Genomic DNA, 16,416 nt, shown 5'->3' with positions numbered 1-16,416 from the left:
CGACGCCAGCCTGTCCGATCGGGAAGGGGCTGAAAAGGCCATCGAAGCCTTGTCGGACTTCTTATTCAACACCTTAGGTCTCGACAGCCAACTGTCTGATCTTGGCATCGACGAATCGCACTTTGAAGAAATGGCGAAAAAAGCCTGCGGTCCTACGGGGGTCATCGAAGGTTTTGCCGATCTCACGCCGGAAGACGTCGTAAACATCTATAAAATGTGCCTCTAAGAAATCTTAAAAGGCAACAAATCTCTAAAATCCCATATTACAAGCACGGCTGCTTTAGCGGCCGTGCTTTTTTACGGTCTGTTTTGACCTTGCAGTAGGGAAAAGGGATTCATTAAGATTTCGAAAAAGGGATTCTGCTAACGATGGCGAATTACATATAATATAACAATTCTTATTGATTAAGAAGGGAGATTTATGATGAACGATTTCGTATTTCAAAATAGAACCAAGATTTACTTTGGCAAAGATCAATTAACTCACCTCGGTGAAGAAGCGGCAGCTTTTGGGAAAAAAGTCCTCCTCGTCTATGGCGGCGGTTCGATTAAACGGATCGGCCTCTATGACAAGGTCGTCGATGTCCTGACCAAGGCCGGCCTGACCGTATCGGAATTGGGCGGTGTCGAACCGAATCCGCGCCATACGACGGTCAATAAGGGCGTTAAAATTTGCCGGGAAGAAGGCATCGACGTCATCTTAGCCGTCGGCGGCGGCTCAACCATCGACGCTTCAAAGGTCATGGCAGCCACGGTCGCAGCTCCGACGGACGACTGCTGGGATTTAGTCATAAAGAAGGTCGAAAGCCCGCGGGCACTGCCCCTCATGACGGTCCTGACCATCGCGGCTACGGGCTCGGAAATGAATGCCGGCGCCGTCATCAGCAACGTCGATACAAAGGACAAGCTTCCGTACTTTTCGCCGGCCGTTCAGCCTGCCGTATCCTTCCTCGACCCGACCAATACCTTCTCCGTACCGGCTTATCAGACGGCATCAGGCAGCGTCGACATCATGGCTCATGTCTTTGACATGGTGTATTTTTCACGGCAGCCGCGGATGGATATGCTCTACCGCGTCCAGGACGAAGTCCTGAAGACCATCGTAACCTTCGCCCCTATTGCCCTCAAAGAACCGGATAACTACGAAGCCCGGGCCAACCTTATGTGGGCCTCGACGTGGGCCCTCAACGGCTTTCTGGCTGGCGGCGTGTCTCAGATGACGTCGTGCCACCGCATGGAACACGAACTGTCTGCCGTCTATGACATTACCCATGGCCACGGTCTGGCTATCCTCATCCCGCGCTGGCTCAAGTACGTCATGAACGATGACAACGCTTGGCAGATCAAACGCCTGGGGACCAACGTCTTCGGTATCGACGCCAGCCTGTCCGATCGGGAAGGGGCCGAAAAAGCTATCGAAGCCCTGTCTGACTTCTTCTTTAAGACCTTGGGCCTCGACAGCCGCCTGTCTGATCTCGGAATCGATGACAAACATTTCCGTGACATGGCTGAAAACGCCTGCAAACAGCTCGGCGGAACCCTCCACGGCTTCATCGACCTCACGCCGGATGATATCGTGAAGATTTACGAAATGTGCCTCTAAGATTTATTTATAAGGATTGAAGCCCCATATCCGATGTTTGATAAAGCACAGTTCTTTCGAGAGCTGTGCTTTTTTTGTATAGAAACGAGGCAGTGTTGGACAGAAAATCATTCTGCCAGTATAATAGAAGTATATTGCACGGAGAGGGAGAGAATGATTATGCTTCATATCGGATTGACCGGCGGAATTGCGTCGGGGAAGAGTACGGTAGTGACCATGCTCAGAGAATTTGGCGCCGGCATCGTCGACTGTGACGTCATCGCCCATGACGTCGTCTTGCCGGGAACGAAGGGCCTTGAAGCCGTTGCTGCTGCTTTTGGCCCGAAAGCTCTTTGCGAGGATGGCTCCATGGACCGGGCTTACATCGGCAGCCTTGTCTTTCAGGATAAGGCGAAAAAGGCCCAGCTCGAAGGCCTGCTGTTTCCCCTCATCCATGACGGCATCGAAGAAGAAATCCGAAAAATCGAAGAAGATAAAAAAAATCCGGTCATCTTTCTTGACATGCCTTTACTTTATGAGATAAAATACAATTCGTACGTTGACGAAACATGGCTCGTATACGTCGATGCCAAGACCCAACTTCAGCGGTTGATGCAGCGGAATGGCTATTCCGAACCGGAGGCGCTGGCGCGGATTCATGCCCAGCTTCCCATCGACGAGAAACGGTCTTTGGCACAGATTGTCATCGATAATAACGGGTCGCCTGAAGCGACGCGGGCACAAGTGAAAGCCGCATGGCAGGACTTGATGGACCGCATTGGAATGTAGGGAAAAGTCGTGAGAAAAAAGGGAAGTACAAAAGGGAAAATCATCATAGCAGCACTGGTACTTTGCTTTTCGGCATCGTATTTCTATTCATGGAAAGATGATGTCATGCGAAAATTCGTCTACCCCCTTCAGTACGATTACCTCGTTCGGCAGTATTCTTACGAATCGAAGATCGATCCGGCCCTGGTGGCGTCGGTCATCTTAGTCGAAAGCAAATTTGACGAACGGGCGGCTTCTCAACCCGGTGCCCACGGCCTGATGCAGGTCATGCCGGATACGGCGCAGTGGATTGCCGATGAGATGGGAATGACTGACTACACGCCGGATAAGCTCAGTGACGTCCGTACCAACATAAGGCTGGGAACATGGTATCTCGCCTATCTGTTAAAAGAGTATGATGGGAATCAAATACTGGCTCTGGCTGCGTATAATGCCGGTCGGGGACACGTCGATTCTTGGGTCCGGGAATATGGCTGGACAAAAGATTTTCAAGAAATTGAAAAAATACCCTTTTCAGAAACGCGGGAATATGTTAGAATAGTTTTGTTGAACGAAAAGCACTACAAGCAGCTTTATGATTTTTAAGTTATGCGGTTGTGGCGGAATGGCAGACGCGCTGTCTTCAGGCGGCAGTGATCTTCGATCGTGCGGGTTCAACTCCCGCCAACCGCACCATTCATTACTATGGATAACACATTGATTGAAACACTCAAACAATGGAATATCATGACTGTTCTCCCACTTACGGTGGGAGATTTTCAGTTATTGGAAGAATATCGCATGGTCGAGAAAGACGGCAACCCCGTCGAATATCGCCTGTTCACTTATGAAAATAAGGAGAACGGCTGGACTGTGAGAGCTATCTTCAACCCCGAATCGGAGGAATACGCCGTTCGGGTCGATATCGGCATGTTGGAATTTGCCCTTATCGAATTTATTACCGGATCCTTTGACGCCTTCCGCAAGATGGTGGAAGAGCGACTGGCCCGGATCATTCATAATTCCTATGTGGATCGAAAGGAAAACTTCGGCGTCATCTTGAAACACAAGGGACTGCCCGACCTTTCCTGGGATGATTTTCTGCCTGAATCGTACGGCGGGTTCCGACGGCTCATCAAGCCGAACGACGCAGTACGCATCATCAACGGCTCCTACATGATCTTGTCGTATTACGATAAGGCATCGCGAAGCGGGCTGTCCCTGATGTACAATGTCCTGCGAGACGATTTCTTCGCCGAACGGCGGGTGCAGAATTTCCCCAATCTGGTTCATGACTTCGATACGTCGACCCTGCGGGAGCTGGAAGCGGCCCTTCGCAAGCGGTTACTGCCGGTCCTCGATGAGATCGGTGCCGACCGGGACAAGTCGTTGTCAGAATGACCAGACAGTGGTATACTAAAAGTAATTTAGATGTTTCGATGCGAAGAGTGGGTGAGAGCCCACTCTTAACTTTTACCTAACAGAAAATTTTTTGAGGACAGGCTGGTGAATACGATGAGACGTGAACACATTGAAGATTTGATTGCTAAAGAAGTAGAAACGATTATTGCGGGATCTGATATCGAGTTAGTCGATGTCGAATACGTGCGTGAGCGGGACTGGTACTTGCGCGTGTTTATCGATAAAGAAGGCGGCGTCGACCTGGAAGACTGCCAGGCTGTCAGTGAAAAACTGAGCCAGGTCCTCGATGAAAAGGATCCGATTCGCGAAAATTATCTCCTCGAAGTATCGTCGCCCGGATTGGACCGCATCCTGCGGAAGGATAAAGACTTTATCCGCTATGCCGGCCGGAAAGTCGATATCCATTTTTTCAAAGCCTGGAACGGCGTCAAGGATGTGACGGCTGAACTGGTCAAAAAGACGGCAGACGATAAACTCGTCGTTCTGATAGACGGGGAGGAACACGAGATAGACAGGAAAGAAATATCGCAAGTCCGTTTGCATATTGATTTTTAGTGGAGGTTATTACCGTGAATAAAGAATTGCTCAATGCTATTGCTTACTTATCCAAAGAGAAAGGCGTATCTTCGGATGTCATCTGCGATTCTCTGGAAGCCGTCCTGATTACGGCCTACAAAAAAGAGCCCGATGCCAATCCGACGGCAGAAGTTACCCTGAACCGTACGACTGGGGACTATCAGATCCAGGCTGCCAAGACCGTCGTCGATGACGTCGAAGATGAAAACATCGAAATTTCTCTTGATAAGGCACGGCTCATCGATCCCGGCTATGAAGTCGGCGACATCGTCAACGTCGATGTCACACCGGCCAACTTCGGCCGCATCGCCGCTCAGGCCGCCAAACAGGTCATGATTCAGCGCCTGCGTGAAGCCGAACGCAATATCGTCTATGATGAATTTTCCGACCGCATGGATGACATCATTACAGGAATCATCCAGCGTATCGAAAATAAGAGCGTCTATGTCGATCTCGGGAAAGCCGAAGCGATCCTGCCGGCGTCGGAACAGATTCCGACCGAAACCTACACCGTAGGCCAGCGCATCAAATGCTACGTCGTCGAAGTACGTAAGACGACGAAAGGCGCCCAGATCCTCGTATCCCGGACCCATCCGGGCCTGCTCAAACGCCTCTTTGAATTGGAAGTACCGGAAATCTATGAAGGTGTCGTCGAACTGAAATCCGTGGCCCGCGAACCGGGTCGCCGTTCGAAGGTCGCCGTCTATTCCCGCGATGAAAACGTCGATTCCGTCGGCGCCTGCGTCGGCCCGAAAGGCGTTCGCGTCCAGAACATCGTTTCTGAACTGCAGAACGAAAAGATCGACATCGTCAAGTGGGATGAAGATCCGGCCGTGTACATCGCCAATGCCCTCAGCCCGGCCCAGGTCATTTCGGTCACCGTCGACGAAGCTGAAAAATCTTCAGGCGTCGTCGTTCCCGATTACCAATTGTCCCTGGCCATCGGCAAAGCCGGTCAAAATGCACGCTTAGCTGCAAAACTGACCAACTGGAAAATCGACATCAAGAGCGAAAGCCAGGCGGCCGAATCCTTCGACGATGACGCTCCGGAAGCGGCGGAAGCCGATGACATGGACGTCCTCAGCGAAATGGCCCTGCCTTCAGATGACGATACGACCGTCCCGACGGAAGGAGAATAAACGATGAAGACCCGAAAAACTCCGATGCGCGTCTGTGCCGGCTGTCAGGAACTCAAGAGCAAGAAAGAGATGATCCGCGTCGTCCGCACGCCGGAAGGTACGGTTGAAATCGACAAGACCGGCAAGAAGTCCGGCCGCGGCGTCTACCTTTGCCCGGACAGCGAATGCCTTGAAAAAGCTTATAAAGAGCATCGCTTGGAACGGTCGTTAAAGACCAAGGTATCGAACGATATTTATGAAGCTTTGAGAAAGGACCTGTTGTGAGCGACAAAATCCTGAATCTCTTAGGCCTTGCCTGCCGGGCCGGCAAGACCGTCTGCGGTGATGGAGCCGCACAGAAAACATTGAAAAAAAAGAGCGTCCCTTTGCTGTTTCTCGCAGCCGACGGCGGCAATGACAACGTCACCAAATACCGCCGCCTGGCCGAAAGAAAGGGAATCGTCATCATTGATACATATACAAAAGATGAATTAGGAAGCGCTGTCGGCAAAGCCCAGAACGTCATCGTTCTGGTCGACGATAAAGGATTTGCGGCAGCCATAGAGAAAGCGAAGCGTGATATATAGAAGGGGGTAACTAGATGACGAAACGAGTATACGAAGCCGCGAAAGAATACGGCGTTCCTACGAAAACCGTTATAAAGACGTTGGAAGATCATCAGATTAAAGCCGGTAACTTTACCAGCATCGATGCCAACATGAAGGGTATCCTTGACGCAGCCTTTAAAAAGGGCCCCAAAGAAGATGCCAAGGCAGACCGCAAACCGGAAAGGAAGCAGGAAAGCAGACCTGAAAAGAAACAGGAAAATAAACCGACAGGGGAAGGAAATAGCCGAACAGTGAACGAAACGAGCCGACAGAATAAAAACAGAAAACAGAGCAACCCGCGCAGACAGAATAGTCAGAACAATCAGGGAACGCAGAATACCCAGAACCAGAACGCCAAACGCCAGCAGGGACAGCAGGGCCAACAGAGCCATAACGCCAAAAATGCCCAGGCCGGTCAGAAACAGGGTGCGTCCCGTCAGCAGCAGGGCGGCAATAAAGGCGGTCAGAACCGTCAGGGCGGCGATACGAAACGTACCCGCTACTTCGGCAATTCCCAGCAGGGCGGAAACGAAGGCGCTAACCGCAGCGGCGGCAACAATAAGAACAACAATCGCCGCGGCGGCCAGCAGAACCGCAACAACAAGAATAACGGCGGCAGCCGTCCGCATACGCTCTTGTCCAATGTATTGAACAAAGGCAAGCATAAGAATAAGCGCAATCAGAAAAATCAGGCTCCTGTCGCTGCTGAAATGCCGAAGAAGAACTATCCGACGTCGGTCGAACTGCCGGAAACGATTATCGTTAAAGATTTTGCCGAACGGATGGGCCGCGATGTCGGCGAAGTCATGAAGAAGCTCCTCATGGGCGGCATCATGGCTACCATCAACCAGGAACTCGACTTCGATACCGCTTCTTTGATTGCCGACGAATTCGGCGTCACCGTTACCATGGAAGCCCCGCCGGAAGATCCGACGGAAATCGAAGAAATCATCGATGCACCGGAAACCCTGAAAACTCGTCCGCCTGTCGTCACCATCATGGGTCACGTCGACCACGGCAAGACGAGTCTCCTCGACGCCATCCGTCAGACCAATGTCACCAGCCACGAAGCCGGCGGCATTACGCAGCACATCGGTGCTTACCAGGTCCGTTACGAAGGCAAGAAGATCACCTTCATGGATACGCCGGGCCACGAAGCCTTTACAGCCATGCGTGCCCGCGGCGCCCAGGTTACGGATATTGCCGTCTTGGTCGTTGCCGCTGACGACGGCGTCATGCCGCAGACGATTGAATCCATCAACCATGCCAAATCGGCAGGCGTACCGGTCATCGTCGCCATCAATAAGATCGATAAAGAAAGTGCCAACCCGGAACACGTCATGCAGCAGCTGACCGAATACGGCCTCATCAGTGAAGACTGGGGCGGCGATACCATCATGGTTCCCGTTTCGGCACATAAGAAAATCGGCCTCGACGAACTCCTCGAAAACATCCTCGTCTTGGCAGAAGTACAGGATCTCAAAGCCAATCCGAACCGCCCGGCTCAGGGTGTCGTCATCGAAGCCAAGCTCGATAAAGGCCGCGGTCCTGTCGCATCCGTCCTCATTCAGAAGGGCACCCTGCGCGTCGGCGATACGATCATCGTCGGCACGGCCTTCGGGAAAGTTCGTGCCATGAACAACGAACGAGGCGAACGGGTCAAGAAAGCGGAACCGTCCCTGCCCGTCGAAATCCTCGGCCTCAACGACGTACCGGAAGCCGGCGACATCCTGAACGTCACCGACGAAAAGACGGCTCGTTCCGTTGCCGAAAAACGAATGGAAAAGAAACGTTCGTCCGAACTCCACGTCAATGCCAAGGTTACCCTCGACGACTTGTTCAACCAGATCCAGCAGGGCGAACTGAAGGAACTGCCGCTCATCATCAAAGGCGACGTCCAGGGTTCCGTCGAAGCCCTCAGCCAGTCCTTAATGGGCATCAAGAGCGACGAAGTCCGCATTGCCATCGTCCATTCCGGCGTCGGCGCCATCAACGAATCGGATATCATGCTGGCTTCGGCTTCGAACGCCCTCATCATCGGCTTTAACGTCCGTCCTGATGCCGCTGCCCGTAAGATGGCGGAACACGAAAAAGTCGACATGCGGATGTACCGCGTCATTTACGACGCCATCAACGACGTCGAAGCGGCTATCAAAGGCATGCTCGAAAAGAAATATGAAGAAAAGATCATCGGCCGTGCCGAAGTCCGTAAAGTCATTACGACGCCGAAGGTTATCGTCGGCGGTTCCTATGTCAAAGAAGGGAAGATCACCAGCACGTCTAAGATCCGCCTCATCCGTAACGGCATCGTCGTTCACGAAGGTGAAATCGACGGCCTGCGCCGCTTCAAAGACGACGTCAAGGAAGTCGCTTCGGGCTACGAATGCGGCGTCACCCTTGAAAAGTACCGCGACATCAAGGAAGGCGACGAAATCGAAGCCTACGAAATGGTCGAAGTCGAACCCGAATAAAGGAGGGGACATTCGATGGGAGAATTACGAGTACGAAAAATCCAGGAATTTATTAAACAGGAAGTATCGAAGATGCTCCTGAATGAATTAAAAGATCCGCGCATCGGTTTCGTCACCGTTACCGATGCCCGCATCACCGGCGATTTGCGCGACGCGACGATTTACGTCAGCCTCTTTGGCGACGACGAAGCGAAAAAACAGACCTTAGAGGCCTTGAAACGCGCCACCGGCTACATCCGGACGGAAGTAGGCAAACGCCTGGGCATCCGTTATTCGCCGTCCATTGTATTTAAAGAAGATACGTCTCTTGATTATGGGATGAAGATCGATAAGATTCTGCACGACATTGAAAAGAAGGATTGATGATATGAATTGCTCCGCTCAGGAAATCTATACCCTGCTTCACCATTATGAACACATCTTGGTGACGGCGCATGTCAGTCCTGACGGCGATGCCTTAGGGAGTGTCCTGGCTTTATGGCACTGGCTGAAAGCGGAGGGGAAGGATGCCGTCATGGTCATCGACGATGACATTGACGACCGCTATAACTTCCTCGACGGCTTGTCGGCGATTTGCCGGCCCGACCAGGTCAAGACCGACGCCTCGTGGCTTACGGTCGTCCTCGATGCGACCGGCCTGGGGAGAATCGGCAAGACGGCCGACCTCGTCTGCGGCAAGGTCCTGAACCTCGACCACCACATCTCAAACGAGCATTTTGCCCAGTGGGAATACTTTAAGCCCGACTATGCGGCGACGGGAGAAATCCTGACCTACCTCTTTGACCAATGGCATATCACCTGGTCTCCGGCCATAGCCGACGCCCTCTATACGGCTATCGCTACGGACTGTGGTTTCTTCAAGTTCAACAACACGACGGGCCATACCCTGCGCATGGCCGCCGTCTTGGTCGACAACGGCGCTCAGCCCGACGTCATCTCCGACCACCTCGACGCCCGGTCCCTCAATAAGCTCCGGGCCCTGTCGAAGGTCTTGGATCAATTGGAACTCTTTGCCGACGGCCGCATCTCCTGCCTGTCCTACACGCCGGAACTTTTGGCCGTCATCGGCGAGCACACGGGCATCTATATCGACTATGCCCGCCGCATCAAGGGGGCCGAAGTGGCCTTTACGGTAAAATACATCGGCCCGACCGAAACACGGGTCAGCCTGCGTTCCAAAGGCGTCGACGTCAATGCCATCGCCGCATCTTTCGGCGGCGGCGGCCACGTTCGGGCTGCGGGCTGCACCTTGGATAAACCTTTGGATGAGGCTAAAGCCCTCATCGTAAAGGAAATTGAAAAGCGCCTATGATACACGGAATCATTAACGTACTCAAGCCGACAGGCATGTCGAGTCACGACGTCATCGGCTGCCTGCGGCGTATTTACGGCATGAAAAAAATGGGCCATGCCGGTACCCTGGATCCCTTGGCAGCGGGCGTCCTTCCGGTCTATGCCGGTCAGGCGACGCGCCTCATCGAATACGGCGACAGCGACGTCAAGTCCTACCACGCTGAGTTCGTCCTGGGACTGGCTACCGATACCGAAGACAGTACGGGGACCGTCGTCGAAACGGCACCGGTTCCGGACCTTACTGCCGACGACGTGCGCCGCACCTTAGCTTCTTTCTGCGGCGATATCGACCAGGCGCCGTCGAAGTATTCGGCGATTAACGTCAACGGCGTCAAGGCCTATAAATTGGCCCGCCAGGACCGGGATTTCACTCTGCCCGTGCGGCAGGTGACGATCCACAGTTTGGAACTCTTGTCCTTCGACGGCCGGCGCGGCACCTTCGCTGTGACCTGCTCGAAAGGGACGTATGTCCGCTCCCTTATCCGCGACTTGGGGACGGCCCTTGGAACCTGCGCCTGCATGACCTATCTGGTCCGGACCCGGGCCGGGCTGTTTACCATTGAAGAAGCGGCGACCCTGGAGATGCTGGAACGAGATCCGGCGGCCTACGTCCTTCCGGCTGACATGGCCATTCATGATATACGGCGGGCGAAATGCTCGGCGAAACAGTGTGATTTTCTCCTTCAGGGGCGGCCTGTGCCCTTTGCTGGGCCCAACCTTACCGATGGAGACGTACTGCGTGTCTATGGGCCTGACGGGCGGCTGATGGGCATCGTACGCTACGATGAAGCGCACCATATCCTGCGTCCCCATAAGATGTTTGCAGACGGATTGTGAGGTAACTAACGATGGAAATATTCCACTCCTTTCAGGAAATAACCGGCTTTACCGGAGCCGTCGTGGCCCTCGGGACCTTTGACGGCATCCACAAAGGCCATCAAATGGTCATGAAGACGGCTATCAAGCGGGCTGCTGCCGGCGGTGTGAAAACCATGGTTGTCACCTTCACGGCCCATCCCATGTCGGTCTTGTGCCCGGAAAAAGAACCGCTGCGCCTGGCCACCATCGGCCAAAAAGCAGAATATATCGAAGCTGTCGGCATCGACGGGCTGGTCCTCCTGCCCATGAGCGAAACCTTACTTCGCGAATCACCGGAGGAATTCTGTCAAAATCTCGTGACCCATATTCATCCGTCGGTCATCGTCGTCGGCTCTAACTTTACCTATGGGGCCAAGGCGGCCGGCAATACAGACACCATGAAAGAATATATGGCGCAGTACGACATTCCCGTCGAAGCCCTGACCCTGCTCGAACGGCCGGGTGGGACGACGCCCATCAGCAGTACGGTTATTCGCCGGCTCATCCAAATGGGCCATATGGAAACGGCAGAAAACCTGTTGGGCCGCCCCTTTGCCCTGACGGGTGTCGTCGTGCCCGGTGACCACCGCGGCCGGACCATCGGCTTTGCCACGGCCAACATGATGATTCCCGTCAACATGGCCATTCCGCCGGACGGCGTCTATGTGACCGAATTGTGGTGGGATGGGGAAGGGCACCCAGCCATGACCAATATCGGCGATAACCCGACCTTCGAGAACCAGTACCGCCGCATCGAGACCCACGTCCTCGACTGGGACAAGGATCTCTACGGCAAGCATGTCAGCCTGCGCTTTCGGAAGCGCCTGCGCGGCGAAGAAGTCTTTGCCGGCGCCGACGACCTCATTGCCCAGATGAAGGAAGACGAAAAGGCGACGCGGCAGTTCTTTGCAGTGGATGAAATTGAATAAAAACCGTTAACAGGAAAAGGTTTTGCTCATGATTTTCTTAATTAGAGCAACTTTTCCTGTTTTTTTCATAAAAAATGTAGAATAACACACTCTGAAGTGGTATAATAAGTACCATTACGACGGATAGTTATACGTCGTATCCAAAGCAAGTCAATAGATAGGAGTGAAGTTTTATGGTAATGTTTTCTGAAGAAGCAAAAAGTTTGCACGCATCTGACATCCGTGAAATCCTGAAAGTCACAGAAAATCCGGAAATTATTTCCTTTGCCGGCGGTCTTCCGGCACCGGAACTGTTCCCGATTGACGAAATGATGAAGGTGGACGTGGAAATTTTGAAGAAAGAAGGGCGTCAGGCCGTACAGTACAGCACGACCGAAGGGTACATTCCGCTGCGCAAACAGATTGCTGCCCGCATGAAATCGTCCTTCCACACGGACTGCACCTATGAAGACATTATCATTACCGCCGGCTCTCAGCAGGGCCTGTCTCTCCTGGGCCAACTCTTTTTGAATGAAGGCGACGTCGTCCTCGTCGAAAGCCCGACTTATATGGGCGCTACGACGGCTTTTGCTGTCAATTTCCCGCAGTTCGTCGAAGTCGAAACGGATGATAAAGGCATGGTGCCGGAAGCCTTGGAAAAGGCCATTGAAAAGTACGGTGACCGCGTCCGCCTGATGTACGTCATCCCTGAATTCCAGAACCCGACGGGCATCACCTGGCCGTTGGAACGGCGCAAGGCCGTCATGGATATCATGAACAAACATGACATCCCGGTCATCGAAGACGATCCCTACGGCGAACTCCGTTATGAAGGCCAGACCATGCCGACCTTGAAGTCCATGGATACCAAGGGCAACGTCATCTTCCTCGGTTCCTTCTCGAAGATCTTCATGCCTGGCCTTCGCATCGGCTGGATGGTCGCTCACCACGACATCCTCGAAAAGGCCGTCATGCTGAAACAGACCGTCGACCTCCAGTCCTCGTCCTTTGCCCAGCGCCAGGCTTCGTATTATATCGACATGTACGACCTCGACGCTCACGTCGCCAAGATTCGTGAACTCTACGGCAAACGCCGCACCCTGATGTATGATTCGATGAAAAAATACTTCCCCCAGGGCCTTTCCTTTACCTATCCGGAAGGCGGCCTGTTCACCTGGGTCACCTTGCCTGAAAACATCGATGCCAAGGCCATCATGCCGGAAGTCATCGAAAAGAAAGTCGCTTACGTACCGGGCGGAGCCTTCTATCCCAACGGCGGCAACGGCAACCACTTCCGTTTGAATTATTCCAATATGCCGGAAGACCGCATCGTCGAAGGCATCAAACGCTTAGCTGAAGTTTTGAAAGAAAAGATGGGTAAATAATTAAACTTTGCAGGAAATGAGACGCTCTCTCCCGAGGGCGTCTTTTCTTTTTTTATTTTTTTTAAAAATTTTTTACATGAATTACTTAATATTTTCTTGAATTGACTTTTGGTATTATCGGTAATTGACTCTAATACCCACGATTTTATAGGTTTGCATAATTGAGAATGTAGCTATGACATAAACGTTTAATTGCATAAAAGTAATTTAAATGATACTATATAAACATAGATATGCGCTATGCACAATAATGAAGGAGTGAGTGAATATGCAATTTTCCAACTTAGCTATGAATTTGAAAGCCTCTGAAATCCGTGAACTCTTGAAACTGACGACCATGCCGGAAATTATTTCCTTCGCTGGCGGCCTGCCGGCTCCGGAACTGTTCCCGACAGAAGATCTCAAAAAAGTTGACGAAGCTGTATTGACCAAAGAAGGCCAGGCTGCCCTGCAGTACGGCACGACCGAAGGGTACACGCCCCTTCGCGAACAAATCGCAGGCCGCATGAAAAAATCCTTCATGGTCGACTGCACCCCTGAAAACATCGTCATCACGTCCGGCTCGCAGCAGGGTCTGTCCCTCTTGGCTCAGATTTTCCTCAACCCCGGTGACGTCGTTCTCGTAGAAAGCCCGACCTACCTCGGCGCTATCAACGCTTTTAAACTCTGTGGTCCTGAATTCGTCGAAGTTCCGACCGACGACAAAGGCATCATTCCGGAAGAACTTGAAAAAATCTTGGCAAAATACGGCGATCGCGTCCGCATGATGTATGTTATTCCTGAATTCCAGAACCCGACGGGCATTACCTGGCCGATGGAACGCCGCAAAGCTTTCATGGACATCATCAACCGTTATGACTTCCCGGTTCTCGAAGACGATCCGTACGGCGAACTCCGTTTCGACGGCGATAAAGTTCCGTCCCTTAAATCCATGGATACCAAAGGCAACATCATCTTCCTCGGCTCCTTCTCCAAGATCCTCATGCCGGGCCTGCGTATTGCCTGGATGGTTGCTGATCCGACCATCATCGATAAAGTCGTTAAGCTGAAACAGGCCGTCGACCTCCAGTCCTCGTCCTTCGGTCAGCGCCAGACTTCCTTCTTCATCGATATGTACGATCTCGATGCTCACGTCGCAAAGATCAAAGAATTGTACAAAAAACGCCGCAACCTCATGTGCGATTCGATGAAAGAATACTTCCCTGAAGGCATCACCTTTACATACCCCGAAGGCGGCCTGTTCACGTGGGTAACGTTGCCCGAAGGCATGGATGCGAAAGAACTCATGCCTAAAGTCCTAGCGAAAAACGTTGCCTACGTGCCGGGCGGTCCGTTCTACCCTCATGGCGGCAATGCCAACCACTTCCGCCTCAACTACTCCAACATGCCGGAAGAACGCATCGTAGAAGGTATCAAACGCTTAGCTGAAGTACTGAAAGAAGAATTGGCAAAATAAGCTTAAAAATGATATGATATAAGGGAGCTGTCGCTTTGCGGCAGCTCCCTTTGTCCGTTTATGAAGGAAGGATGACCTTTTTCATGCTTGAAATTGAATCGTTGTTAAAACAATATTTTGGCTATTCATCATTCCGGCCGGGCCAGCACGAAGTCATTCAGACCCTGCTCGACGGCCGCGACTGCCTGGCAATCATGCCGACAGGGGCGGGGAAGTCGATCTGCTTTCAGCTTCCGGCTCTGATGATGCCCGGCGTGACCTTGGTCATTTCACCCCTTATTTCGCTTATGAAAGATCAGGTAGACAGTCTGGTCAACCAGGAAATCCCGGCGACGTATATCAACAGCCAGTGCACCTTTGAAGAGGTAAAGGCCCGCTTTGCCGCCATCCGTGCCGGCCGTATCAAATTGGTCTATATCTCGCCGGAACGCTTGGAAAACCAGTTCTTTACGGCTTTCATGCAGACCCTGCCTATTTCCATGTTCATCATTGACGAAGCCCACTGTGTCTCTCAGTGGGGGCACGACTTTAGGCCCAGCTACTGTGCCGTCCGCGACTGGATTGCAGCCCTTCCCCAAAGGCCTGTCGTCGGGGCCTTTACGGCGACGGCGACGGAAAAGGTCAAGCTCGATATGATGAATCTCTTAGGCCTTCAAAAGGAGCGGATTTTCATCGGCGGTTTCGACCGGCCCAATCTCTATTTCCGCGTCGTCCACGTCAAGGGCAAGATGGAGTTCACCTTGTCCTATATCGCCAAACACCGGGAAGACAGCGGCATCATCTATGCGGCGACGCGCAAGGAAGTCGATCGTATCTGCGATGAACTGAACCGGCGGGGCATCAAGGCCGGCCGCTATCATGCCGGCCTCAGCGATGAAATGCGCCGGTCTATGCAGGAAGCTTTTACCTACGATAAAATACAGGTCATCGTAGCCACCAATGCCTTCGGCATGGGCATCGACAAGAGCAACGTCCGCTACGTCATCCATTACCAGATGCCGAAGAACATCGAAAGCTACTACCAGGAAGCGGGCCGCGCCGGCCGCGACGGGGCGCCGGGAGACTGTATCCTCCTCTTTAACCGGCAGGATATCATGATCCAGAAATTCCTCATTGAACAGTCCGTCCGCGACGTAAAACAGCAGGAGGTCGAATTCCGCCTGCTCCATGCCATGGTCCGCTACTGTGAAGGCAATCACTGCCTGCGCCATTATATCCTGTCGTATTTTGGCGAACATCCGTCGTGGGAACACTGCGATAAATGCGGCAACTGCGACCAGGAAACGGTTGAAGAGGATATGACCGAACAGGTCCGCAGCATCTGCCTCTGCGTCGATGAATTGAAAGGGCGCTTCGGCCTGACTATGGTGGCCGATATCCTGAAAGGGAGTCAGAACGCTAAAATTCGCCGCTACGGCTTTGAGCATAATGCCGCCTTTAGCATGCTCGGGAATTTTACCCTGTCCGAAGTTCGCGATATGATCCGTCAGTGCATCGACGACGGCTATCTCGAACAGTCCGACGGTAAGTATCCTGTCGTCTCCCTGACGGCCGACGGCCGACAGGCCATGGGCGGCCATAAGCGCATCGTCCAACAGAAACGAGTCGTCGAAGCGATTCCGGCAGCCATTCCCAAACGACGGCAAAAACGAAGTGCCGGTGCCGTTGACGAAGAAGCCTTGCGGCCCTTATTCGATGCTTTGCGGGCTGTCCGCCGCGACTTGGCCAAAGATGAAAACATTCCGCCCTTCGTCATTTTTTCCGATGCTACCTTATGGGATATGGCGGCCCTCAAGCCGTCCAGTCTCGACGCCATGGGCGACATCAAGGGCGTCGGCAGTTTTAAGCTGCATAAATATGGCCGCAGCTTCGTCAGTGCTATTCAGTCCTATATGAATAATCAGTAATTTT

At 52.6% G+C, this 16,416-nt stretch carries 17 protein-coding genes and 1 tRNA gene; all 18 read left to right on the top strand.

What is annotated here, in order from left to right:
- The coding region (locus HMPREF3201_RS08670; protein ID WP_197408285.1) for an iron-containing alcohol dehydrogenase at positions 1-226 on the top strand (226 nt) is incomplete at its 5' end.
- A 195-nt stretch (positions 227-421) separates the two neighbouring features.
- Positions 422-1,603, top strand: coding sequence for an iron-containing alcohol dehydrogenase (locus HMPREF3201_RS08665; protein WP_197408284.1), 1,182 nt, complete (start codon positions 422-424; stop codon positions 1,601-1,603).
- A gap of 159 nt (positions 1,604-1,762) precedes the next feature.
- Positions 1,763-2,371, top strand: a complete 609-nt coding sequence (coaE, locus tag HMPREF3201_RS08660; protein ID WP_062412679.1) for a dephospho-CoA kinase — start codon at positions 1,763-1,765, stop codon at positions 2,369-2,371.
- A 9-nt stretch (positions 2,372-2,380) separates the two neighbouring features.
- Entirely contained in the window at positions 2,381-2,956 is a 576-nt protein-coding gene (locus tag HMPREF3201_RS08655) for a lytic transglycosylase domain-containing protein (RefSeq protein WP_062412678.1), read from the top strand.
- 5 nt (positions 2,957-2,961) lie between these two features.
- Positions 2,962-3,046, top strand: a tRNA-Leu gene (locus HMPREF3201_RS08650).
- A gap of 9 nt (positions 3,047-3,055) precedes the next feature.
- Entirely contained in the window at positions 3,056-3,751 is a 696-nt protein-coding gene (locus tag HMPREF3201_RS08645; RefSeq protein ID WP_227163165.1) for a hypothetical protein, read from the top strand.
- 114 nt (positions 3,752-3,865) lie between these two features.
- Positions 3,866-4,327: a ribosome maturation factor RimP gene (gene rimP / locus HMPREF3201_RS08640; protein WP_062412716.1), complete on the top strand. Its 462-nt coding sequence runs from the start codon at positions 3,866-3,868 to the stop codon at positions 4,325-4,327.
- A gap of 14 nt (positions 4,328-4,341) precedes the next feature.
- Complete coding sequence (gene nusA / locus HMPREF3201_RS08635; protein ID WP_062412676.1) at positions 4,342-5,487, top strand: transcription termination factor NusA; 1,146 nt, start codon at positions 4,342-4,344, stop codon at positions 5,485-5,487.
- Between the two features lie 3 nt (positions 5,488-5,490).
- The gene (gene rnpM / locus HMPREF3201_RS08630; RefSeq protein WP_044503549.1) at positions 5,491-5,751 is read left to right on the top strand and encodes an RNase P modulator RnpM; all 261 of its coding nucleotides are present in this window, start codon (positions 5,491-5,493) and stop codon (positions 5,749-5,751) included.
- On the top strand, positions 5,748-6,053 hold the full coding sequence (locus tag HMPREF3201_RS08625; protein WP_062412675.1) for a L7Ae/L30e/S12e/Gadd45 family ribosomal protein: 306 nt from the start codon (positions 5,748-5,750) through the stop codon (positions 6,051-6,053). The genes rnpM and HMPREF3201_RS08625 overlap by 4 nt, the downstream gene beginning before the upstream one ends.
- Before the next feature lie 14 nt (positions 6,054-6,067).
- A complete protein-coding gene (gene infB, locus HMPREF3201_RS08620; RefSeq protein WP_062412674.1) occupies positions 6,068-8,545 on the top strand; it encodes a translation initiation factor IF-2 in 2,478 nt (825 codons plus the stop codon).
- Positions 8,546-8,560: 15 nt separating this feature from the next.
- Positions 8,561-8,908, top strand: a complete 348-nt coding sequence (rbfA, locus tag HMPREF3201_RS08615; RefSeq protein WP_062412673.1) for a 30S ribosome-binding factor RbfA — start codon at positions 8,561-8,563, stop codon at positions 8,906-8,908.
- Positions 8,909-8,912: 4 nt separating this feature from the next.
- Complete coding sequence (locus HMPREF3201_RS08610; RefSeq protein WP_062412672.1) at positions 8,913-9,857, top strand: DHH family phosphoesterase; 945 nt, start codon at positions 8,913-8,915, stop codon at positions 9,855-9,857.
- Positions 9,854-10,735, top strand: coding sequence for a tRNA pseudouridine(55) synthase TruB (truB, locus tag HMPREF3201_RS08605; RefSeq protein ID WP_062412671.1), 882 nt, complete (start codon positions 9,854-9,856; stop codon positions 10,733-10,735). Before HMPREF3201_RS08610 ends, truB begins: the two co-directional genes overlap by 4 nt.
- 11 nt (positions 10,736-10,746) lie before the next feature.
- Positions 10,747-11,685, top strand: a complete 939-nt coding sequence (locus HMPREF3201_RS08600; protein WP_062412670.1) for a bifunctional riboflavin kinase/FAD synthetase — start codon at positions 10,747-10,749, stop codon at positions 11,683-11,685.
- 173 nt (positions 11,686-11,858) lie between these two features.
- Entirely contained in the window at positions 11,859-13,049 is a 1,191-nt protein-coding gene (locus HMPREF3201_RS08595; RefSeq protein ID WP_062412669.1) for an aminotransferase-like domain-containing protein, read from the top strand.
- A gap of 268 nt (positions 13,050-13,317) precedes the next feature.
- Positions 13,318-14,505, top strand: a complete 1,188-nt coding sequence (locus HMPREF3201_RS08590; protein WP_062412668.1) for an aminotransferase-like domain-containing protein — start codon at positions 13,318-13,320, stop codon at positions 14,503-14,505.
- A gap of 83 nt (positions 14,506-14,588) precedes the next feature.
- Positions 14,589-16,412, top strand: coding sequence for a DNA helicase RecQ (gene recQ, locus HMPREF3201_RS08585; RefSeq protein WP_062412667.1), 1,824 nt, complete (start codon positions 14,589-14,591; stop codon positions 16,410-16,412).
- Positions 16,413-16,416: the final 4 nt, after the last annotated feature.

It is taken from the genome of Megasphaera sp. MJR8396C (assembly GCF_001546855.1).
Lineage (GTDB): Bacteria > Bacillota > Negativicutes > Veillonellales > Megasphaeraceae > Megasphaera.
This window is presented reverse-complemented; position numbering and strand designations above follow the sequence as displayed.